22 protein-coding genes and 1 CRISPR repeat array (1 of these 23 running past the window's edge) are annotated in these 22398 nt (G+C 50.3%); of the genes, 20 read left to right on the forward strand and 2 right to left on the reverse strand.

What is annotated here, in order from left to right:
• Positions 1-9: 9 nt before the first annotated feature.
• Complete coding sequence (locus B9Y93_RS01140) at positions 10-675, reverse strand: GntR family transcriptional regulator (RefSeq protein WP_085493909.1); 666 nt, start codon at positions 673-675, stop codon at positions 10-12.
• 208 nt (positions 676-883) lie between these two features.
• On the opposite strand from B9Y93_RS01140, the gene B9Y93_RS01145 reads away from it, so the two are divergent.
• Both B9Y93_RS01145 and B9Y93_RS01150 read left to right on the forward strand, forming a co-directional pair.
• Positions 884-1729: an ROK family protein gene (locus tag B9Y93_RS01145; RefSeq protein WP_085492527.1), complete on the forward strand. Its 846-nt coding sequence runs from the start codon at positions 884-886 to the stop codon at positions 1727-1729.
• Positions 1730-1877: 148 nt separating this feature from the next.
• Positions 1878-2225: a hypothetical protein gene (locus B9Y93_RS01150; RefSeq protein ID WP_085492528.1), complete on the forward strand. Its 348-nt coding sequence runs from the start codon at positions 1878-1880 to the stop codon at positions 2223-2225.
• A 321-nt stretch (positions 2226-2546) separates the two neighbouring features.
• Here B9Y93_RS01150 and B9Y93_RS01155 read toward each other — a convergent pair whose 3' ends face one another.
• Positions 2547-3431 carry a LysR family transcriptional regulator gene (locus B9Y93_RS01155; protein ID WP_085492529.1) on the reverse strand — a complete coding sequence of 295 codons (885 nt, stop codon included), beginning with the start codon at positions 3429-3431 and terminating at the stop codon, positions 2547-2549.
• Between the two features lie 110 nt (positions 3432-3541).
• On the opposite strand from B9Y93_RS01155, the gene B9Y93_RS01160 reads away from it, so the two are divergent.
• The 18 genes from B9Y93_RS01160 (at position 3542) to B9Y93_RS01245 (ending at position 21833) form a co-directional block, all read left to right on the forward strand.
• A complete protein-coding gene (locus B9Y93_RS01160) occupies positions 3542-4819 on the forward strand; it encodes an adenylosuccinate synthase (RefSeq protein WP_085492530.1) in 1278 nt (425 codons plus the stop codon).
• Between the two features lie 399 nt (positions 4820-5218).
• A complete protein-coding gene (locus B9Y93_RS01165; RefSeq protein ID WP_085492531.1) occupies positions 5219-6517 on the forward strand; it encodes an ABC transporter substrate-binding protein in 1299 nt (432 codons plus the stop codon).
• 37 nt (positions 6518-6554) lie between these two features.
• The gene (locus B9Y93_RS01170; RefSeq protein ID WP_085492532.1) at positions 6555-7427 is read left to right on the forward strand and encodes a carbohydrate ABC transporter permease; all 873 of its coding nucleotides are present in this window, start codon (positions 6555-6557) and stop codon (positions 7425-7427) included.
• Positions 7417-8328, forward strand: a complete 912-nt coding sequence (locus B9Y93_RS01175) for a carbohydrate ABC transporter permease (protein ID WP_244903260.1) — start codon at positions 7417-7419, stop codon at positions 8326-8328. Before B9Y93_RS01170 ends, B9Y93_RS01175 begins: the two co-directional genes overlap by 11 nt.
• Positions 8329-8646: 318 nt before the next feature.
• Positions 8647-9426: a sulfite exporter TauE/SafE family protein gene (locus B9Y93_RS01180; RefSeq protein WP_085492533.1), complete on the forward strand. Its 780-nt coding sequence runs from the start codon at positions 8647-8649 to the stop codon at positions 9424-9426.
• 16 nt (positions 9427-9442) lie between these two features.
• The gene (locus B9Y93_RS01185) at positions 9443-10018 is read left to right on the forward strand and encodes a sulfurtransferase TusA family protein (protein ID WP_085492534.1); all 576 of its coding nucleotides are present in this window, start codon (positions 9443-9445) and stop codon (positions 10016-10018) included.
• Between the two features lie 56 nt (positions 10019-10074).
• On the forward strand, positions 10075-11220 hold the full coding sequence (locus B9Y93_RS01190; RefSeq protein WP_085492535.1) for an MBL fold metallo-hydrolase: 1146 nt from the start codon (positions 10075-10077) through the stop codon (positions 11218-11220).
• A 112-nt stretch (positions 11221-11332) separates the two neighbouring features.
• A complete protein-coding gene (locus B9Y93_RS01195) occupies positions 11333-11560 on the forward strand; it encodes a sulfurtransferase TusA family protein (RefSeq protein WP_085492536.1) in 228 nt (75 codons plus the stop codon).
• A 286-nt stretch (positions 11561-11846) separates the two neighbouring features.
• Positions 11847-12329 (forward strand): DsrE/DsrF/DrsH-like family protein, encoded by a 483-nt coding sequence (locus B9Y93_RS01200; RefSeq protein WP_085492537.1) that lies wholly within the window; start codon positions 11847-11849, stop codon positions 12327-12329.
• 87 nt (positions 12330-12416) lie between these two features.
• Complete coding sequence (locus tag B9Y93_RS01205) at positions 12417-12686, forward strand: metal-sensitive transcriptional regulator (protein ID WP_085492538.1); 270 nt, start codon at positions 12417-12419, stop codon at positions 12684-12686.
• A gap of 324 nt (positions 12687-13010) precedes the next feature.
• Positions 13011-14927, forward strand: coding sequence for an IucA/IucC family protein (locus tag B9Y93_RS01210; protein WP_176228813.1), 1917 nt, complete (start codon positions 13011-13013; stop codon positions 14925-14927).
• A 15-nt stretch (positions 14928-14942) separates the two neighbouring features.
• On the forward strand, positions 14943-17135 hold the full coding sequence (locus B9Y93_RS01215; protein ID WP_085492540.1) for an IucA/IucC family protein: 2193 nt from the start codon (positions 14943-14945) through the stop codon (positions 17133-17135).
• Between the two features lie 38 nt (positions 17136-17173).
• Positions 17174-18436: an AMP-binding protein gene (locus B9Y93_RS01220; RefSeq protein ID WP_085492541.1), complete on the forward strand. Its 1263-nt coding sequence runs from the start codon at positions 17174-17176 to the stop codon at positions 18434-18436.
• The gene (locus tag B9Y93_RS01225; RefSeq protein WP_085492542.1) at positions 18430-18714 is read left to right on the forward strand and encodes a phosphopantetheine-binding protein; all 285 of its coding nucleotides are present in this window, start codon (positions 18430-18432) and stop codon (positions 18712-18714) included. The genes B9Y93_RS01220 and B9Y93_RS01225 overlap by 7 nt, the downstream gene beginning before the upstream one ends.
• A complete protein-coding gene (locus B9Y93_RS01230; RefSeq protein WP_085492543.1) occupies positions 18711-19745 on the forward strand; it encodes a DUF6005 family protein in 1035 nt (344 codons plus the stop codon). The genes B9Y93_RS01225 and B9Y93_RS01230 overlap by 4 nt, the downstream gene beginning before the upstream one ends.
• A complete protein-coding gene (locus tag B9Y93_RS01235; RefSeq protein ID WP_085492544.1) occupies positions 19742-20599 on the forward strand; it encodes a sugar phosphate isomerase/epimerase family protein in 858 nt (285 codons plus the stop codon). The genes B9Y93_RS01230 and B9Y93_RS01235 overlap by 4 nt, the downstream gene beginning before the upstream one ends.
• Before the next feature lie 187 nt (positions 20600-20786).
• The gene (locus B9Y93_RS01240; RefSeq protein WP_085492545.1) at positions 20787-21281 is read left to right on the forward strand and encodes a hypothetical protein; all 495 of its coding nucleotides are present in this window, start codon (positions 20787-20789) and stop codon (positions 21279-21281) included.
• A gap of 159 nt (positions 21282-21440) precedes the next feature.
• Positions 21441-21833: a rhodanese-like domain-containing protein gene (locus tag B9Y93_RS01245; protein WP_176228814.1), complete on the forward strand. Its 393-nt coding sequence runs from the start codon at positions 21441-21443 to the stop codon at positions 21831-21833.
• Positions 21834-22153: 320 nt separating this feature from the next.
• A CRISPR array of direct repeats spans positions 22154-22398; the repeat unit is 32 nt; unit sequence GTCGCACCTCACGTAGGTGCGTGGATTGAAAT; it runs 255 nt beyond the window's last position.

A 22398-nucleotide genomic window follows, 5' to 3' on the forward strand; every position in this document is an offset into this window, starting at 1 on the left:
AAAACCTTGCTAACACTTCTTCTTCACTTCGCTGCTTGCTGGAATGAAATACTCGGAATATTGCGCTCGCAATACTTCAAGATCTGTAATGCTCAAGCTCAGATGCTCCTGCATAAGCGCTTCCGCACGCTCACCGTCTTGCGCTTCAATGTAAGCCGCCATCTGTTGATGATGCTTGTACAGATGCCGCCAATCCGAGGAGGCATTGAGCCACAATCTTCGGCTGCGGTTCAGATGCGCGTTCATCTGCTGCATGACGCTCCATATTCCGAGCTTCTGGCATCCTTCGAACAAGGTGCGATGGAAGGCCTCGTCTAGTTCGAACATTTGCTTGCCGTCATGCTTCTCCATGCTCTCTTCCTGAAGCATCAGATTGTGCTTCAGCTGCAAGAGCTGTTCTTCAGGAAAAGAGACGCATGCTAAGCGAATGACGGCCTTTTCGAGCTGCTCACGCATAAATCGCGCCTCCTCAACATAGGCAGGATCGATCAGCGCTACCTTCGTGCCGCGCTGAGGCAGCACATGCACAAGACCTTCCTGCGCGAGGCGAACGAAGCTTTCCCGCACAGGGGTACGGCTGACATCGAATGCAAGCGCCATCTCTTTCTCGGATAGCGAGGCGCCAGGCGGCAGGTCGAGATTCATAATGCGCAGCTTCAGCTCGTTGTACACCATATGGCCAGTGGAATCCGTTGAACGCTGGAAAGATCCATGCAAGGTACTCACCTCCTTATAACTACCATACTACCATACAAGTTGATGCTCGAATAGACAATTAGTGGAAGAGTGGGAGAGGTTTAAGTCATGATTTTGTTCCTGCTCTCATATAGTCCTACAATGAGCAGCGGCGGCAGGTAGACCGCTGGCGAATGGGAGGAGAGCAATGAATCCATACGTTGGGGTTGATATAGGAATATCGAAAATGTGCATCGTAGCGGAAGCCGATGAGGGCTTCCTTGAACAGCAGGTGGCGATTGACGCATCGACGAGCGTTGAGGAGCTGAACGCGAATATCGCAGCCTTTTTAACCCAACATCAGCTAGAACCCAATGGAATCGGAATTGGCGTCATGGGCTTGGTGGAAGGGGACGAGCGCATTTCATTCAGCGACATGGCCGTGCTGAATGGAGTTCGCGCAGAGCAATTGGGCAACGGCTGCTGTCCAGTAAAGCTGATTAATGATGTGAAGGCGGCGACGATTGCTGAGGCAAGACATTATCCCAATCATCGAGCCGTGCTCTTCGTGCTGGCTGATGCAGGCATCGCTGCTGGCATTGTTGTGGACGGCAAGCTGCTTCAAGGCGCCTCAGGCTGGTCAGGCGAGCTTGGCTATACGATGGTTCCTGTCAGCGGGCGAGTGAAGAAGCTGGATGATCTTGCCGGGGGAGCGGCGATTCTTCGTGAAGCAGGCGTGAGCAGAGAGGTGCTCTTGCGCAAGCTGGATCGGCATGATCCAAAGGCCAGTGGAATCATTCAGCAGGCAGGCTTCTACTTCGGGCTTGCGCTCACGAATCTTATTCATTTGTACAATCCAGATGTCATTATCGTAGGCGGCCGTACAGCAGAGTATCCGGGCTATCTGGAGCGCTCGGTTATGATCGCAGCGCAGTATACACTGCAGGACCTGTTTCAAGCTTGCCGCATTGAGACGGCGCTCGAACGTCATCTAAGCGTAGCAGTTGGGGCATGCGAGTATGTGAAGCAGCAGCTGGCACTGGTGCAGGGATGATTGCTGGCTCTAGATTGCGTATTGCATTGCAATTCACAAAGGCCTGGCTTGCTGCTGGTATGAAATCATATAGAAGCTTATAAGCGGTGCGATTGGGATGGGTTGATTACGAGGTGTTCTGCGCATATAAGGAGGAGATGGTGGAGCAATGGATGCCCAAGTAAAACGCTATTATCAGTTGAAGCAGAAGAAAAAGGAACTAGAAGCGGAGCTTCAAACCTTGCATGAAGAGATTATGGACTTCTGCCAAGAGCAAGCGTCTGCAGATATGGAGATCGGCGCTTACCGTGTGAAGCTTGTGCTGCAGGAGAGAAAGGAATACGATGATGCCAAAGTGTATGAGGCTCTGCCAGATCCTGAAGTATGGCGGCTCTGCTCCAAGGCGGACCCGTCCAAGCTTGCGGGATTAGTCAAGCTGAGGGTGATTCCTGAAGAGACGCTGAAGGATACGTACACACTAAAGCCGGTAACGCTGCTGAAGATTGAGAAGAAATAAAGATGCATCTCTACCAAAGTATAGGCTTTACAATCAAAGACTTGTGTTTTCATAGCAGCGTGGAGCAGATCGGCGCCAAGAGCAAATGGTGCAACGATACAACGATGCAACGATGATGGAAGACAGACAGTGAAAGAGGCTGCTGCTTTTCATTACGCACAATAATTGATGTGACTAATGATATCGTTTCAAGTGAAAGGTCTGCTTCAAGACGTTCTTGCAGCAGACCTTCTTATGCAGTCGTGGACGGAGCACTGCCGCGGCAGCCTCCTCGAAGCTAGAATATGCTTGCATCTTGGGGAACAGCGGCTTGGAAGAGCCTTAGCCAATAGGCAGCATTTCAATAAACGTATTTGCGGCTGAGGTTAGCGGAATTTGCTTCATGGTAATGATGCCAACCTTGCGCGGCGGCAAGGGCGGATCGACAGCGACCTCATAGAAGGTGTCCTTGTCGAGCTCGTTCTGGATAAAGTTCTTAACGACACAAGCAACGCCTAGTCCTCTGCGCACAAATTCCACCAGCAGATCCTCGCTGCCAAGCTCAATCTCGGGCTTCATCTCCACTCCCTGCTCAGCGCAGAATTGATCGATATAATTGCGTGTATTGCTGCCTTTTTCAAACAGGATTAGCGGAAGCTGTATCAATTGTTCCCATGTTAATGGCTCATGGATCGAATGCTTGTATTTTGCGCTCGTAATGAAGCAGTCGATCAGCTCCCAGCTTTCTAGGATTGTAACCTGCTTGTCAGATATGGGCAGATTGACAATGCCGAAGTCGATCTTGCCTGCCTTTAACAGCTGTATCGTCTCAGGTGTTGTCCGATTAGTCACTTGAATGTGAATATTCGGATAGCTTTCGTGAAATTGCTCAAGATAAGGTAATAGATAATGCTTGCACAAGGTGTCGCCGGCGCCAATGCGAATCTCGCCTTCCATGAGCTGATGCAGTTCGGCCAGCTTGCGCTCGCCCGTGCTAATAAGGTTCATCGCTTGCTCGATGTACGTGTACAGCATTTGCCCCGCATGCGTGAGATGAACGCCTTTGGAGGATCGGAAGAAGAGCTGTCCGCCCAGCGCATGCTCAAGCTGCTTAATATGGTGGGTAACAGCCGGCTGCGTAATAAACAGCTGCTCTGCGGCAAGCGTGAAGCTGCCGGCCTTGGCTGTCACATAGAAGACGCGGTACCACTCCATATTTTCAACCATGACATAAATCTCCTTTATAGAAGGTATTATAAACATTAATTTAATTTATATGAATATTCCCATTATACTGATCATAGGGAAACAATCTCAAGTATAGAAGAGGTGTGTCAATGACGATTACAGCAATTGTTGGTGCGAACTGGGGAGACGAAGGAAAAGGGAAAGTAACCGATGTACTCGCAGCGAATTCCAAATATGTGGTTCGCTATCAAGGCGGAAGCAACGCAGGCCACACGATTATTAATGATCATGGCAAATTTGCTCTCCACTTGCTTCCTTCCGGCGTATTCTATCCAGGCGTAACTAATATTATTGGACCTGGCGTAGCTTTTAATATCGGCGACTTTGTAAAAGAATACAAGGAACTGGTATCAAAGGGAGTGCCTGAGCCTATCGTTCGTATTTCTGATCGCGCTCAAGTGCTTATGCCGTACCATAAGCTGTTTGATGAACTCGAAGAGGAGCGTCTTGCGGATCGCCAATTCGGTTCCACGAAGTCAGGGATCGCCCCTTTTTATTCGGATAAATATGTGAAGCTTGGCATTCAGGTTGCAGACCTGTTAAATAAGGAACGCCTGCAATCCCGCATTGAGGCGGCTCTTGAATCCAAAAATATCATGATGGAATACCTCTACAAGAAGCCAGCGCTTAAGGTTGAGGATGTTATGAACGCCGTGCTTGAGCACGCAGACTTCTTGAAGCCGTTTGTATGCGACACGGTTACGCTTCTGCACGAAGGCTTGAAGAAAGGCGAGAAGATTCTCGTTGAAGGACAGCTTGGCGCGCTTCGCGACCCGGATCACGGTATCTACCCATACTCCACTTCTTCCTCCACGCTTGCAGGCTTTGCAACAGTCGGGGCAGGCGTTCCTCCGCATGCAATCACGCAGGTTATTGCGGTAACGAAGGCTTATTCCAGCTGTGTGGGCGCAGGCCCATTTGTTGGCGAGCTTGAAGGCGATGTGGCTCAGGAGCTTCGTGTTCGCGGTGGCGATGCAGGGGAATTCGGCGCAACAACTGGCCGTCCACGCCGCATGGCATGGTTCGATGCAGTTGCGACGAAGTACGGCTGCATGCTGCAAGGCGCTACAGAAGTGGTGCTGACCAATCTGGACGTGCTTGGTTACTTGGATGAGATCCCGGTATGCGTGGCATACGAGGTGGATGGCGAGCAATCGATGCATTTCCCAGTAACAGCTGAACTGGATAAGGCTAAGCCTGTCTATGAGAAGCTTGCTGGCTGGAAGAGTGATATCTCCGGCATCCGCACATTCGAAGAGCTGCCGAAGGCGGCACAGGATTATGTGCTTCGCATCGAGCAATTGATCGGAGTGCCGATTCACAATATCTCTGTTGGCCCTAGACGCGAGCAGATGATCATCCGTTAATTTGCGTTTGGATGGCCAATAAGGACAAATACGATAAAGTTGACAAGACCTTCGTTCCATGGGGTACACCCGTTGGAGAGCGAAGGTCTTTTTTTGCGCTCAATGATGGCTAGTTGAGCAAGCAACTCACTCCTATCGTAAGGGAAGAAAACGAACTCGTTTTGGAACATTAAAGGTTGAATGCAGGCGATCAGGCGGGCCTCATCCAGAAGCCCATCAACAGATGGATAGCAGGAAGCCAAGTTGTGCTCTACACGAGAGGGATCACTTAGAACAAGTCCAATGGATGAACAAGCTCGAAAAATATAGGCATGGACTTATCATGTCATCCATATGATGGAAGGGAAATCATCCATTTTATATTTGTAAACGCTTACCAATAATTGGAGGAGGGTGTTTATGAAAAGAAGAATATCGCTTCTATGCCTGATGGCAGCCATGCTGGTTATGGTTCCTCTGCTGCAGGCATGCGGCAAAGCGGGAGATTCCGGGGGGAAGGTTGAGCTTACGATGTCTGCATGGGGCAATCCAGCAGAGCTGAAGGTATATCAGCGAGCGATTGATGCATACGAAGAGAAAAATAAAAACGTAAGCGTTAAGCTGATCCCGATCCCAAGCGATGGCTACGAGCAGAAGCTGCTGACAGAGCTGTCGGGAGGCGCTGGAGCGGACGTATTCTATGTTGGCGATACGACGATGGCTAAGCTGGTGAAGAGCAATTCGGTGCTGCCGCTCGCTGATTTCCTGAAGACGGATGCAAGCTATACCAAGGCAGAGGAGTATGCTGAGGGCTTATGGGGAGCCGCTAAGCAAGGCGAGGAGCTGTATGGCATTACCGTCGACTGCAATCCATACGTCATGTACTACAATATCAAGCTGTTTAAGGAAGCAGGGTTGAAGACGCCGCAGCAGTATTTTGACGAGGGGACATGGAACTGGGATACATTCAAGGAAGTGACAGCAACGTTCAAGTCCATGAACAAATATGGATTTGTGCAGGAGAAAGGCTCTCTTCCTATGCTGAACTGGGTCTGGTCGAACGGCGGCAATATGTATGACAAGGAAGGCAGCTACGTGTATGACAAGGACCCGAAGGCGCAGGAAGCGATCGCTTATATTGCAGATCTCGTGAAGAGCGGAGGGGTCATCTATGGCGGCTCTCTGCCAAAAGGGCAAGGCATGGATGCGATGTTTATGTCTCAGCAAGTGGCAATGGTGACGGCAGGGCGCTGGCTGACACCAATGTTCAGCGAGAATAAGAGCTTGGAATTCGATTATATCCCATGGCCGACCAATACGCCGGAGAAGACGAACCCTTCTGGCATCGCGGTTGCTTATGTGGCGGTCAATAAGAATTCGAAGCAGCAGGAGGAAGCGAAGAAGTTCTTGTCCTTCTATGTATCGAAGGAAGGGCAGAAGGCGCGGCTTGCAGATACCGGCAATGCGGTGCCGTCAGTAGCAGGAATTGATGAGGTTGTGCTGGATACGGGAATTCCTGCCCATGCGAATTATCTGTTAACTGGTCGAGATATCGGTATCGCTCCAGGCTCTCCGCAGACGTATTATGCGCAAATTCCGGGGTTGTCCAATGAGGTGGAGGATCTATATGATCTGATGCTGCTTGGCAAGGCGAGCTCGGAAGAGACGATTGAAAATATTTCTTCGATCGTCAAGAAGAAGACGGAGGAAGCGAAGTAAAGCGTCCTCTGTGCGCATAAAGGAAGGGGAACTTCGGATGCATGATCGCAAGCGAAAATGGTGGGGGATGCTCTTCATCCTCCCCCAGCTGATTGGGCTAATCGTCTTCGCGCTGATTCCATTGGTGCTGACCTTTGTCATCAGCATGTCTGAATGGGACGGCTTTGGCACCATGGAATTCGTGGGGTTCGCGAATTTCTTGGAACAGTTCTTGGACCCTGATTTTAAGAAAGCAATGGTCAACACCTTGTATTATTCCCTTCTTACCATTCCATCGGGCATTGTGCTTGGGCTCCTGCTGGCTCTTGCTATCCATAACATTAGGGGCAAGACGCTGTACCGGCTGTTCTTCTTCATGCCCGTTGTCACAAGCTCAGTCTCCATCGGTGTCATCTGGATCTGGCTCTTGAACGGCGACTTTGGCATCATTAATCAGCTGCTTGGAATCGTGGGCATTACAGGTCCAAAGTGGCTGACTGACACGCAATGGGTCATTCCTTCCATCGCCATGCTGAGCATTTGGTGGGGATTAGGGTTCAATATGGTCATCTTCTTGGCAGGGCTACAAGGGATATCACAAACCTATTACGAAGCAGCGGTCATTGATGGAGCGAGCGCCTTCCGCAAGTTCTGGCATATTACACTCCCGCTGTTGTCGCCGACGACGTTCTTCGCAACGATTATGGCGACGATCAGCTCCTTCCAAGTCTTTGACCAAGCCTTCGTTATGACAAGCGGGGGTCCGGCCAAGGCGAGCTATACGCTCGTCTACCATATCTTCAACCGCGGCTTCGTCGAATCCAACATGGGTGCGAGCGCTGCTGCGGCCACGATTCTGTTCTTAATGATTCTCGTCTTGACGCTTATTCAATTTAAGTTCTCACGGAGGTGGGTGCACTATGAAGGCTGATGCTTCCAGGCAAATAGGGCACCAGCATATGCCATCCGAGCATGGACAGCCGCATGGCCGTCCGATTAGGAAGAAGCGAGCTTGGCATCTTGGAACAGTGCTGCTTCACCTCGCGCTGATCTTGGGCTCTGTGGTAATGGTGTTTCCTTTTTTGTGGACCATCAGCAGCTCGCTAAAGGACATTAGCCAAATCTTTATGATGCCTCCGAGCTGGGTCCCTGATCCTTTTGTATGGAGCAATTATGTGGATACGCTGCGAGCGATGCCGTTCGATGTGGCTTACTTCAACAGCTTCTACATTTCAATAGTCGTGGTCGTGGCGTCGCTGCTGACCTGCTCCCTTGCTGCATATGCTTTTGCTAAGATAAAATTTCCGGGTGCAGGGATTGTATTTATTCTCTTCTTATCGATGATGATGATACCGAAGCAGGTCACGATTGTGTCTTTGTACGTCGTGATCCAGAAGCTTGGGTGGGTGGACTCTCATCTGTCCATTATTATGCCAGCGGCTTTCTTTAACGCCTTCGGCGTGTTTTTGCTGAGGCAGTTTATGATGGGGATTCCTAGGGATCTAGAGGAAGCTTCAATTATGGATGGGGCCAATCCGCTCCGCATCTATTGGAACGTCATGCTGCCATTGGTGCGCTCTGCATTAGTGGCATTTGGAATCTTCGCTTTTAAGGATATTTGGAATCAATTTTTAGACCCGCTTATTTTCCTCAGCACGCCAGAGCGGTTTACCGTTCCGCTCATGCTGAATATGTTCAAGGGACTGTATGTTGCGGATTGGGCCTTGATGATGGCGGGAACGGCGATATCTGTCATTCCTGTGCTGATTGTATATGTAATCGCCCAGCGGCACATCATTGAGGGCATTGCGCTGACTGGGATTAAGGGATAACGGGTACGAGCGGCAAGGTGCAGGTCCTGATTGACAGGGGCTTGCACCTTCTATAAGTGATATTCATCATATAATGTTTGAAAAATAAAAATTAAAATAAAAGGTTGACTTTTTAGGGTGTAGTCCGATATATTAATAACCAAGAAATATACCTATAGGGGTATATGTATAAATGAGTTTAAGAGCACATCATTAGCATGGTATAGGATCTCATCAACAGCATAAAAAGGAGGAAGCTATTTTTTTGGTCGAAAATATACCCAGTGGGGTATAACGGAAACAATCATACTAAGCTGCAGAAAGAAGGAAGGAACTGCAATGGACATTGCATGGCTGTTGACCTTGATTGCCATTGGGTTTGTAGGTTCCCTGATCTCAGGGATGGTCGGAATTGGTGGGTCCATCATCAAGTATCCGATGCTCTTGTATATTCCGCCGGCGCTTGGCTTTATGGCATTCAGTGCTCAGGAAGTATCTGCGATTAGTGCCGTGCAAGTATTTTTTGCAACATTGGCCGGCATGTTTGCTTTTCGCAAGGGAGGATACATCAACCGATCCCTCGTGCTGACGATGGGAGCGGCGATTATTATCGGCAGCTTCGTTGGCGGATACGGGTCCCAATTTTTAACGGATGAGACCATTAACTTAACGTATGCGATTCTTGCGCTTATCGCTGCTGTCATGATGTTTATGCCGAAGAGGGGGGACGAGGTCGAAGACTATTCGAAGGTGAGCTTTAACAAGCCGCTTGCAGGCATACTCGCCTTCATCATTGGAATTTTGTCAGGAATCGTTGGAGCGGCGGGAGCATTCATTGTGGTTCCTGTGATGCTCGTCATTTTGAAGATACCGACACGGGTAGCCATTGCCTCGTCGCTTGCAATAACGTTTATCTCGTCGATTGGATCGACAGCAGGCAAGCTGATGGGCGGTCATATGCTGCTGATCCCGTCCATCGCGATGATTATTGCAAGCATGATTGCCTCGCCGATTGGAGCTAGAATCAGCAAGAAGCTGAATACACGGGTGCTGCAATGGATATTGGCTGTTCTTATTGCGGCTACTGTCATCAAGATCTGGGTTGAAATATTAGTTTAAGGAGGACATCAGAACAATGTCAGCATTGAAAGTAGATCAAGTATTGGATTGCAAAGGGCTGGCTTGCCCCATGCCGGTCGTGCGCACGAAGAAGACGCTGGAAGGCTTGAACACAGGGGAGGTGCTGGAGATTATGGCTACCGACCGCGGCTCAGTCGCTGATCTTCAAGGCTGGGCGAAGCGAACCGGGCATCAATATATTGGGCTTAAGGAATCCGGTCAAGTGTTCCATCATTACATTCGCAAGGTTGATCCAACCGAACTGAAGGAGGCGGTCAGTTATCCTCATACGATCACGCCCGAAGAGGTGAAGGCAAGACTGAGTCAAGGTGAGGCGCTTCATATCGTGGATGTGCGCGAGCCTGCGGAATTTGCGTTTGGCCATATACCAGGGGCGCTATCCATTCCGGTTGGCGATTTGGATAATCGATTGGATGAGCTTGATGCGTCCGACTCCTTTATTATCGTATGCCGCTCTGGCTATCGCAGTGATCTAGCCTGCCAGCTGCTTGAAGAGAAAGGGTATCACAAGGTAAAAAACATGGTGCATGGCATGAACGCTTGGGATGGAGACATCTTGATTAACGATTGAGCTTGAACCAGAATGGATCGACACTTTATTCATTTATATAAGGAGGATTATGAATCATGACAACCCCAACTGTAACTAAAATGAGTGCGAAGGAAGTGACCCGTTTCATCATCGGCAAGGAGGCGCTGTTTATCCTTGATGTACGCAACGAGGACGCTTATCAGGATTGGAAGATTGAAGGAGAGGGCATCGTTTCGATTAATATTCCTTATTATGAACTGCTCGATGAGATTGAGCCGGCGCTGAAGCAATTGCCTCCAGAGCAACCGGTGCTGGTTGTATGCGCGAAGGAAGGCTCATCCCAATTCGTTGCGGAGCAGCTCGCAGAAGCAGGCCGCAAGGACGTGTTCTATCTGGAAGGCGGCATGAAGGGCTGGAGCGAATATTTGGAGCCTGTTAAGATCGCGGATCTCAGCCAAGGCGGCGAGCTGTATCAATTTGTTCGCATGGGCAAAGGCTGCTTGTCGTATATGATCATCTCCGAAGGAGAAGCGGCAATCATCGATTCTGCCCGAATGACAGATGCCTATCAGCAGCTGCTTGCGGATAAAGGAGCGGTGTTGACGCATGTGATGGATACTCATCTGCATGCAGACCATATCTCTGGCGGCCGCACACTTGCAGCCAAGTATGATGCGCAATATCATTTGCCGCCAAAGGACGCCGAAGAGGTTACCTTCGATTATACAAAGCTTGTGGAAGGCAGCAACATCGTGGTCGGCAAGGAAGAGATCATCGTACAGCCGATCTACACACCGGGCCATACGATCGGTTCTACCTCGTTTATTATTGACGATCAGTATTTGCTGTCAGGCGATATTCTGTTTATCGAATCCATTGGCCGCCCGGATCTCGCAGGCCTTGCGGAAGACTGGGTCGGGGATCTCAGAGAGACGCTTTATGCACGCTATAAGCAGCTGCCTGAGCATCTAATGGTGCTGCCTGCTCACTTTGCAAGTCCATCGGAGCTGGGCGAAGATGGCCGTGTAGCTGGACAGCTCGGCGTGTTGTACCAGCACAACCCGGGACTTCATATCCATGATGAAGAGGAGTTCCGCAGAACCGTAACGGAGAATCTTCCGCCTCAGCCTCATGCCTATCAAGATATTCGCAAGACGAATATGGGCAAATTGGAGCCGGATGAGGACACGCAGCGCGAGATGGAGATTGGGCCGAACCGCTGCGCGGTGCATGACAACTAATCAGCTGTAGTGAAGCAAGCAGCGGTTACAATCAATCATTGTTTTCATTAGAATGAGACTCATATCTGCATGTCGAACGCATCATTGTTAAATAGGAGAAGGAGAGATTACGATGAATCACGATAAATTAGTTGACGCAACAGGGCTTGCTTGCCCGCTGCCTATTGTACGCACAAAGAAAGCGATGAATGAGCTTCAATCGGGTCAGGTGCTTGAGGTGCATGCGACGGACAAAGGGTCCAAGAACGATCTGTCGGCATGGGCAAAAAGCACAGGGCATGAGCTGGTATCGGATACCGAGGAGAACGGTGTTTATAAGTTTTGGATCAAAAAAGGCTAGCTTGAGGCAATGTCATCGAAGTTAGCGGCAGTTGATTGCCGCTTCAAGAAGCAGCGTCCACCTGTCAATGAATACAGCTGCCAATTCCATTTGGGAGTCTGACGACCTGAATGGAATGGATGGAACGCAAACGATTAATTACGATGCAAGCCCCTGTAGGTAAGGCAGCTATGCACTTTTATATACCTATGGGGGTAATTAAATTATTGAAAGATTGTTAGATTGCTATTGATTACTACACTTGCCTGAGCTCTATATTTTTTGCATAAAGAAGGGATGAATACGTGTGACACAACAAGCCGAGAAATCAACGATCGTACTGTTTAGCGGGGAGTTGGACAAAGCGATTGCGGCGTTTATTATTGCCAATGGGGCTGCTGCCTACGAGCAAGAGGTGACGATCTTCTTTACATTCTGGGGACTCAATGCGCTGAGAAAGGATCAGCAGGTGCCGGTCAAGAAGGGCCTGCTTGAGAAGATGTTTGGCTGGATGATGCCGAGGGGCGCAGGCAAGCTTCCTTTATCCAAAATGAATTTCCTTGGAGCGGGTCCGAAGATGATCAAGCATGTAATGAAGAAGCATAATGCGCTCAGCCTGCCTGAACTGATTGAGCTTGCACGCGAGCAGGGCGTGAAGCTCGTTGCCTGCACCATGACGATGGATCTGCTTGGCCTTAAGCAAGAGGAGCTGATTGACGGCATTGAATATGCAGGCGTAGCCGCCTATCTTGGCGATGCGACTGAAGCGAAGGTCAATCTGTTCATCTAGAGGAAGCGGCCTCATCCCGGCATATTGTTCGTCCGACACATTTCGGCAATAATATACCTATAGGTGTATAGGAAGGGATGACGAGCCATGAAGTACGATCATGATGTCAAAATGAGACTAAAACGCATCGAAGGCCAAGCAAGAGGCGTACTGAACATGATGGAGCAGGAGAAGCATTGCAAAGATGTTGTTAGTCAGCTGACTGCGATTCGCAATGCCGCTGACCGAGCGATTGCTTCGATTGTTGCTGCCAATCTGGAGAAGTGCATTCTAGAGGATACGGGCTCTTCAGGCGCCTCGCTTGATTCAAGCAAGTATGTGAAGGAAGCGGTAGATTTGCTGGTGAAGAGCCGCTAATGAGAAAGCTCTGGATCGGCGCAGGACTAGAGATGAAGCGAGAATTTTTGCTGGATGGCGGAATCACCGCATCATCTCATCGATGGACCGAGTGATTGATTCTTGTTTGAGTCTTTGGAGGCAGGAGCACTAGGCACTGCCTGACGTTAATTGATCATTATTAGACAAAAGTAAACTCGACGGGCTTCGCTGTGAAGCTCGTCTATTTGTTTTTTGGTTGAAAAAATTATCCATGTTCCGGGGCAATAGCGTCTATGTGAGGATGTTATGTTTAACGATATAATAGTGATAATGATTCTCATTATTAACAAGAGGAGTAATATTATGATCGACCCTATGTTCACCGCAGAGCAGGCAACCGTAAGCACGCTCTTGAACTGTTATCTTAGAGAGACAAGGAGCGGGGAATGGATGGCTTCCAGCCCGCTTGTCGGTCAAGCTCCGATTGTGCGAATAAAACTATCCGCCCTTCATCTTACGATCATTGCACCTGTGTGCTATCACTCGGAGACTGGCAGGCATCGCTACCGCCTTCCGATATATGTTCAATCGGCTTCACATGAGCTAAGGCCGATTCGCCTAACCACCCTTGCGTCCTTGCTGCTCGAACAGATCGCAGCTTCCGAGGGCACCTCATTTCCTGAAAAACTGCTGAAGCGCATCGTGAACAGCTGCAGGAATCTAGAGGGCTATATCCGTACAAGGCTTCATCATTCGGACAGCCTCTACGAGCCTAATCTCCGCTTTTTGGATTATGAGCAATCCCTTCTGTTTGGCCACCCATTTCACCCGAACGCGAAGTCCCGCGAAGGCTTTAATTCTGAAGAGCATTTCCACTGTTCGCCTGAGACTGGCGGGCGCTTCAAGCTTCATTACTTTGCCGCACACCACACCATTGTTAAGGAAGGTTCTCAATGGAAGCCTTCTGCCTCAGCTTCTGCGCTCATTAAGCGTAATCTGCTTGGTGAGCTTGTTCAGGAGAGCGCCAGGACAGGAGCAATTCAACGAGAGGATAAGACAAAGCCGGCTATTCACAGCTTTCTGCATGACCCTGCTTATGCGCTAGTGCCTGTTCATCCTGTGCAAGCGAGGTGGCTGCTTCAGCAGCCGCATGTGGATCGTTGGATGAGAGACGGCCTCCTTATCAACCTTGGCGGCTTAGGCGAGAGCTATGCTGCGACTTCCTCCATCCGAACCGTATACCGGGAATCCGCACACCTCATGTATAAGTTTTCCCTTCATGTGAAAATAACGAATTCGGTGCGCGTCAACAAGCGAGGCGAGCTGGATCGCGCGCTTGAGGCCTGTCAGGTCCTTGACTGTATTGAACCGAGGCTGCATGAGGTTCATCCTCAGTTCCACTTCATTCGCGACAGCGCCTATCTGACGTTGGGTGAGACCGAAGGGGAGGAATCGGGCTTCGAGCTCCTGATTCGGGAGAATCCGTTCCAAGGTGATGACGGGAAGCGGGCGATCGTGTCCGCATCCTTTACGCAGGAAGCCGTAGATGGGAGCAAGCCGCTGCTTGCAAGAATAATAGACCAGCTAATAATGAAGCAAGGCCTGAACGGCCAGTGCGATGAGAGCGTCGCACGCGTACGGATCAGCCGCGGCTGGTTCCAGCGCTATATGAAGCTTACGCTGTATCCGATGCTGTGGCTGTACAACGAATACGGCATCGCGCTTGAAGCTCATCTGCAAAATAGCGTCATCGTTCTAGGAGAGGACGGTTATCCTGAGCGCTTCTATTATCGGGACAGCCAGGGCTATTATTACGCTCGCTCCATGATTGGGTATTTGGAGCAGGATATCGAAGGCATTAAAGAGAGCGGCAATGGCTTCGACGACGCTATCGTAGAGGAGCGCTTTGGCTATTACCTGATCGTGAATCATATGCTCGGGATGATTCAATCGTTTGGCAGGGCCGGGCTGGTGAGCGAGAAAGTGCTGCTGTTCGACCTCTATGAAGCACTGCAATCGATGCGCGACCTGCACCGAATCTATAACGGGCTTATTGCTGCATGGCTTGGCAAGAAGGAGCTTCGAATCAAGGCGAATTTGATAACCCAATGCTGGGATATTGATGAGCTGGAGAATGAACTGGAGCAAGCGGTATATGCCCAGATGCCGAACCCTCTGCATGAGATTGGAGCGAAGGCTGCGCTCATCCGGAAGGCGAGACAGGTCACGGCTCCTTGGCGCGATCAAGAGCGGCTTGTGCCTTCGCAGCGCTCAGGATAAGGAGGACGAAGTTGCATGCAACAGCTTAGCATGAACAGTCAATTACGAGCGCGGCGCAGGGTGCTGCAGCAGTTGATTGAGGCGCTGCTGTTCGAAGGCGTCATAGTGCCGCAGGAAGGATTCGCATCCTCACAGCTCATTTATGATCCTGGGCACGCTGTAGGGGAAGCAGTGCCATCACTAGAAATCCCATCAGATGCTGCGAGGCAACCGCATTCCTCCGTAGTGGTCTTATCAGATGCTGCGAGGCAACCACATTCCTCCGTAGTGGTCTTATCAGATGCTGCGAGGCAATCATATTCCTCCGCAGTGGTCTTATCAGATGCAGTGAGGCAACCAAATTCCTCAACAGCAGTCATATCAGATGCTGTAAAGCAATCCGACGCTTCTGTGCAGCAGCTTGTATTTACCGGAAGGGATGAAGCGAAGCGGCTTGTAACCTATGCTTGCACAGCCCGCAGAAGATTCACCTTCGGCTGGCTGGAGCTGCTGGCTGAGCCGATCATGAGAACGGTTCAAGGACAGTCCGATCCCACAACCGAGGAGGCCTGTGACCCGCAGCTGTTTCTGCGAGAGGTGGTCGCCCATGCGCTTTCTTCCTATTCTATTCTGCCATCTTTCTATCAAGAGATTGCAGCCACCCTTCAAAACGAACAGCTTCGCTTGGAGGAAACGCGCACAGGGAGTGCCCTTGTCCATTTGTCCCTTGCTGAGGTCGAGGCGCTTGCCTCTCAGGGGCACCCCTATCATCCCTGTTTTCGCTCGCGGATCGGCTTCGACCTTGAAGACCAGCGAAGCTATGCGCCTGAGTTTGCACCCTCCTTTGCCGTAATGTGGGTGGCCGCTCATCAAGAGAAGGTAGGCACATGGGGGCAGGATGGGAAGGCATGGGAGCATGTCCTTGAGATGCAGCTTACCGCTTCGGAGCTTCAACGCTTGCAGGTTCGTCTGCTGGAGCATGGAGCAGAGCCTGCGACATATCGTCTCCTTCCTGTGCATCCATGGCAATGGGAAAGCTGCCTGCAGCATGCCTATGCGGAAGACATCGAGCAGCACTGGCTTATTCCGCTCGGCCTCGGCGAGCAGTCCTATAAGCCGCAGCAATCGATTCGCACCTTATCGAATGTGAGCACACCGGCAGGAGCGGCTCTGAAGCTGCCGCTTCACATTGTTAATACCTCCTCATTGCGGGAGCTTACACCGCATTCTGTAGCCGCTGCTCCAGAGGTATCCAGCTGGCTTCAGCGTGTGGTGGCCACCGACGATTACTTTTGGAAGGAAGCGCGAGTCGTTCTGCTGCAGGAATTCGCCAGCGCTTCCTACCTTCCTGCGAATGGAGCGCTAAGCGCGATCTGGCGAGAACCGATTGAAGCTTACTTGCAGGAGGGGGAGCAAGCTTATCCTTTCCATGCCTTGCTCACCGTTCAAGAGCATGGAGCAGCAAGAGCGAAGCGAGCATTCGCAGCCATGACAGCGGGCGTTGAAGCTTGCTGTGGTCAGGACATGGAACGAGCAGCAAGCGTAAGCGTCCAAGAAAATGAAGCTGGCAGAATGGGTGAGCAGCAGAGCGAGAGCCTCGCCATCCAACCATGGCTTACGCAATATGGACTCGAACGATGGTTTCGCGAGCTGATCCGAAAAGGGGTCATGCCGGTTGTTCATCTGCTTGCTGCTCACGGGATTGTGCTCGAATCGCATGCTCAGAATATGATTCTGATTCACCGTGAGGGCTGGCCAGTGGGGGTTGCGCTGCGGGATTTCCATGAGGGTGTTGAATTCACTGCATCCTATATTGCTTCGCCAGAGCTGGTTCCTGACTTTGCGCAGCTTCATCCAGCTTATCGGTCTGGTTCTGTTGGAGATTATTTCGAGATGCTGGATGTTCAATCTCTGCAAGAGATGATGATCGATGCGCTCTGGTTTATGAATATTGGCTTTCTGATTATGAGGCTTGCTGATGATGCGGAAGCTGAAGGGCAACAACGAGAAGCACTTGAGCAGAAGCTATGGCAGATCATACGCTTGGAGCTTGCGGAATATGAAAGACAGCATCCTAAGCTTCGCGAGCGGCTTGCAGAACTCAAGCTGTTCGTTCCGTATTGCAGCATTGAGCCATTGGCTCAGCAGCGCATGACAGGAACGGTTGCAGCCAAGCCGCAACAAGTGCCGAATCCACTGCATTGGTGCATGGAAACAAAGAACATGTGAATTGATGGACAGATCAAATCTTACTGAGGTGGAGACCTATGTTTATCGTAAATGATCGCTTAATCACGCAAGAAGCCTTTTCGGCTCGCGTCGAGCAATACAGTCAGCTGGAGCCCTTTCTAGCTGTAGAATCAGCTCGTTATGCCATATGCGCATCCGATGCCGAGATGGTTATTGCTTTAGTTGAACTGATTCGAGCAAGGAATGATTCTGTGCTGCTGCTCTACGGCGATACGCCGCTGGAATCGGCATTGGAGCGGGCGGCTGAAGCGGGGTGCTGCTGGCTGTTCTACGGCACGGTGCAGGACGCATACCGTGTACACATTCCTGAGGACACAGGCGATGCGCCTCCAAGCTTGTATCAGTTCAGCTCAGGTACGACAGGCAGGCCGAAGCTGATCGGCCGAAGCTGGATCGAGGTCATTGAAGAGCTGAATGCATATAATCAAGTCCTGCTTGCTCGTGGTCTTGGCGAAGCCGAGCCAGTTATTCTCACCTCCATCACTCATTCCTATGGGCTGATCACGGGAGTGCTGAGCGCCCTGCAGCGGGGAGCAGTGCCTTTGATCTGCCAGAACACGAACCCTAAGTACATGCTTCAGCGCATCATGAGAAGTGAGCGTCCGCTCGTGTATGCAGTGCCTGCGCTGCTGCAGACTCTGCTTCCATGGCTGCAGGCGAGAAAGCAGAAGGAGAAGCGGCTCTATGCGGTCATCTCTTCTGGAGCACAGCTGTCCATGAATCTGTGTCAGATGCTGCGCGAGCATACGGATTGCCTCATTCAGCAATACGGCTGTACAGAAGCTGGCTGCGTCAGTCTGGCAGTCGGCATGGTGAGCTTTGACGATCTAGGCAAGCCTTTAAGTCATATTCAAGTACAAGCTGCCTCCTATCCTACCGAAATGATCTTCTCAACGAAGCATGGCAAGCTCATCCCATCTGGAGATCTAGGCACGGAAGCGCCTGATGGAAGGCTGCGCTTTATCGGCCGCTTGGATGATCTGATCAATGTATCTGGCCTCAAGGTGCATCCCTTGGAGGTCGAGCAGATGATCGCGCGCATGGAAGGCATTCAAGAGGTAGTTGTGTATCGCGGCGCCCATCCTGTATCTGGCGATACCGTACATGCCATGATTGTGGCAGCTGGCTTGATTACCCGCGAGCAGGTGCTTGCTTGGTGCCAGAAGAGCCTTCCCGCTTATAAGGTGCCGTCTGAGATTGAATTCGTTCATGAGATTCCACGCCTGCCATCTGGCAAGATTAGCCGCAAGCTGCTTATTCAAGGAGGAACAGGATGCTAAGACGTGAAGAGCTGCATCATAAGCTGGTCATTTTAATGCGAGACAAGTTCAATTTGCCGCAGGAGACGCTGGCGGAATCTATGCGCTTGAATGAGGACTTGCGGATCGATTCGGTTATGATCATTCAGCTTATTGTCTATATTGAGCTTGAGCTCGGACTTGAGGTGCCAGACGAGACGCTTGACCCGAGAATATTTGCAACAATAAGCTCTGTGCTTGATTTTATGATGGAGCTGACTCCAGTGACGTTACCAGAAGAGCTGGAGGGCGCACGATGATCAAAGGCGAGGAAGTGAGCATTAAGGTTCACTGTATTGTAAGCAGTCTGTGCGAGGTCATTCGAGAGCAAAGCCACATTGATTACCGTCCGTTTTACTTTGGCCTATGGGATGCTCCCTTTGATGTTACGGTGGAGGGGGAGTTTACTTATTATCAGCATGATCTCAACCATCAGCATTATTACACCAGCTTCGAGCGATTGTTTGGAGCCAAAGTGCACGTGTGGTATGACTTTGAGGCTGGTTGCGAAGCAAATTTCACACGACTGAAGGATCTTGTGGAACATTCCTCGCAAGAGCGGTATGTGGCCGCTCAGATTGACATGTCCCTCATGCCTGAGCGCGAGAACAAGTTCAGCCAGAAGCCCTTTCCTCACTTTATGATTCTAAGAAGCACATCCGAGAAGCAGGAATGGCTGATGATTGATGCCGACTTTCGCTGGCGAGGCGTTGTCCCGGTACACAAGGTCGAAGAGGCGTTTGTAGGCAACGCCTTTGGCGGAGGCTTCTATGTGGATGCGAATGAACTGCAGGAGGCTGCCCCACAGAGGGTAGAGGAATATGGTGCAGCCGTATTTCGCAAGGAGAATGCACTGACGATGCGATTAAAGGAAGTTATTGAAGATATGGTGCGCGGGAGAAATGGCCTCTCGATCGAGCAGCTGACGCGGGCTGTTCGCCAGCTGCCGGTATTGGCAATTCGCAAGTACAGCTATGAGCATGCGCTCATGTACTTTTTGGACGAGACGGATGAGGATGACTCGATGTTCGAAACGTACTGTGACCGTATTGAGGAACTGGTGAAGGGCTATCATCAAGTGCAGTATATGTGCATCAAGATGGGGATGACCAAGAACGGCAAGCTGCTTGAAGGGGTTCTATCCAAGCTTGAGGAGATGGAGCGGATCGAGGCAAGCATCAAGCAAGAGGTACAGAGGCTGTATCATATTTGGCGGCGCAAGATGTTGGAAGATGCTAGTCAGGGACAGAACCCACAGCATGTAATTATGAGAAAGGAGAGGGCACGATGAAATTTGCATTTTGTACAATATCCTTTCGTCATCAATTGATCTCATTCTTTGAGCTTGTTGACTTTGCCAAACAGCACGGCTTTGATGGGATTGAGCTGTGGGGCGTCCATGCGGATCGCCTGTATGAGCAGTACGGCATGGGACGAGCCGATCAAGCGCTGCTGCAGAGAAGGCTTGCACAAGCAGGGCTTAAGATCTCCATGCTAAGCGATTACTTGGAGCTGTCGAGCCATGAGGGGTTCCTGCAGGCGCTTCAACGCTGCGAGCATTTAATGACGATAGCCGAATGGCTGGGAGTTGACCGCATTCGCACTTTTGCAGGACGCCTGGGAAGCAAGGAGATATCGCCATCGGAACGCGCCGTCAATATCCATAGACTGCGCCAGCTTGGCGAACGGTGCCGCCTTAGAGGAATGAAGCTCTTGATCGAGATTCACCCCGGCACCTTAACGGATTCGCTAGATTCGACACTGGACCTCGTCTGTGCGATGGAGGAGGAGCAGATCGGATTGAACTTCGACGTGCTGCATGCATGGGAATATGGGCGGGATGTGTCAGATACGCTCAGCCAGTTGAAGCCTTGGGTGCAATATTTCCATTTGAAAAATGTAGCGCTGCCGAGCCAGGTTCATATTTTCGAGCCTGCCAATGTCTATTCCGCCTCCGGCACACGCGAGGGGATGGTGCTGCTTAAGGACGGGGTTGTCGATTATAAGTCTCTAATGGAGCAGGCGCTGGAGATGGACTGCTATGCCTCAATCGAGTGGTTCGGACCGTCCCCGCTGAAGGTGTTGGGCGAGGAGATTCGCTGGCTCCGCCAGCTTCAAGGGCAGGCGCAGGCTGTTGAGGTGTAATGGAGGAATTCGATTTGCACGGTTATTCTGCTGTTATCTATGCCTGGCCTCCCGTATAATCAGGTGATGAGAAGGAAGATTGGCACAGCTTAATTAGATGCTTATATAGCTGTTAATGAAGCTCAAGGAGGCCATAGAATCACGGTTGGTTATATAAGGCTGTTGCTAATCGAAGGAGGAGCTTAGATTGAGATACATTCTTGCACAAGGCGTAGAAGAGGGCGAGTGTTATTATTTCGAAGTGGATCAGGATGGAACGGCCTACAGGCAGGTCACGGTCTTGGGCGATCAAGTGCTCGTCTCAATTGCTCCCCATTTTCACTTGGCGGAATCAGCCGTTGAGTGGTATGAGGGTGATCAGGAGATAAGCGCTGAATCATTCAACGAGGTATGGACTAGGGCGGTGGAACCGTATAAGGACGCATGGCAGCGATCAAAAGCGCACTATGCGATTGGTGTGCAAGTTCAAGGGATAATTAGGATGTTCTACCCTCAAGGTGTCATTATTCAATTGGATGAGGAAAGCTATGCCGTGGCCAATGATGCCTCGTTAAGAAAGCAGACGAATCCAGCTCATATGTATCCGGGCTTCGTGATTGAGGGCACAATTGGTGGATGTGATGAGGCTAACTTTTGGCTTGTTCTTGACCTCTGTACTGTGGTGGGTCCAGCAGAGTCATGAAAATAAGAGATTTAGATGTATTAAAACCATCTTGAAGCGCGTTGTCTTTACGCTCCTTAGCTTGTTTATAAGTGGATCCGAGCTTGATTGTTATATACCCTAGAGGGTATAATGAATTTATAATACCTGTAAGGGAAATTCAACAAGAGGATGATTGCTATGACATGGATGCTAGGAGCAATGCTTGCAGCTGTGATCATCATTGCAGCATGGTATCGTAAGTGGAGCATAGAACGTCAGATGAAGCTGACTGATCCTGAGCAGGTCTGCCGACAGCTGTCGGAAGAGGATGTACAGATCTTGGATATCCGCGATCCGTCGGATTACAATGAGAGGCATATTCCGAATGCAGTAAATATCTACATCGGCAGGCTGCCTTATGTCAGCAAGAAGGAGCTTCGCCAAGAAGAAGATATCATTATCGTGTCGCCCTCCAAGTCTAAGGTGAGACGTGCGATGCGCATTTTGAACAAGTCCGGCTTTCGCACAAGCGGGAGCATTGTCTGGAAGGAATCGAATTCTTTGCCTTGCAAGGAGAGACAGGCGTCATAATTGGAGTGTAGTGAAGCGGGTGGTTGTGCACTCGCTTTTTTGTTGCCTTGTAATTTGTAAGAGTAATTATTTAACCGTATGTTCACGATGTTTGCTTTGCACATGTAAAAGTACTTGAAGGGAAATTGGATATGGCATCGAATTTATGTAAAGTGCGAATGTATAGCGCACATGATTTCCCTGGGGGATTCGCACCTGTTGCTGCATAAGGGCAGACGTCTTTCTTGCGCATTTTTGACATGGTTTTATTTTGTCTTTTTATACGATTCGCACCTTTAGGCTTCTGAGCCCTTGCGGTGACTGGGTTCATCTTGGCCGCTGTCGCACCTCACGTAGGTGCGTGGATTGAAATTCCAGACAGAGATGGAAGATGAAGAGATCCCTGTTCGTCGCACCTCACGTAGGTGCGTGGATTGAAATAAAATAAATCAGCCAATCGACTAAATAAGCTGCAGTCGCACCTCACGTAGGTGCGTGGATTGAAATATCGAGAATCAAAATCTTAGGAAAATCACGATTGGTCGCACCTCACGTAGGTGCGTGGATTGAAATATCTGGAAGCACT

The sequence above is a fragment of the Paenibacillus aquistagni genome, assembly GCF_900177815.1.
Taxonomy (GTDB): Bacteria; Bacillota; Bacilli; order Paenibacillales; family Paenibacillaceae; genus Paenibacillus_B; species Paenibacillus_B aquistagni.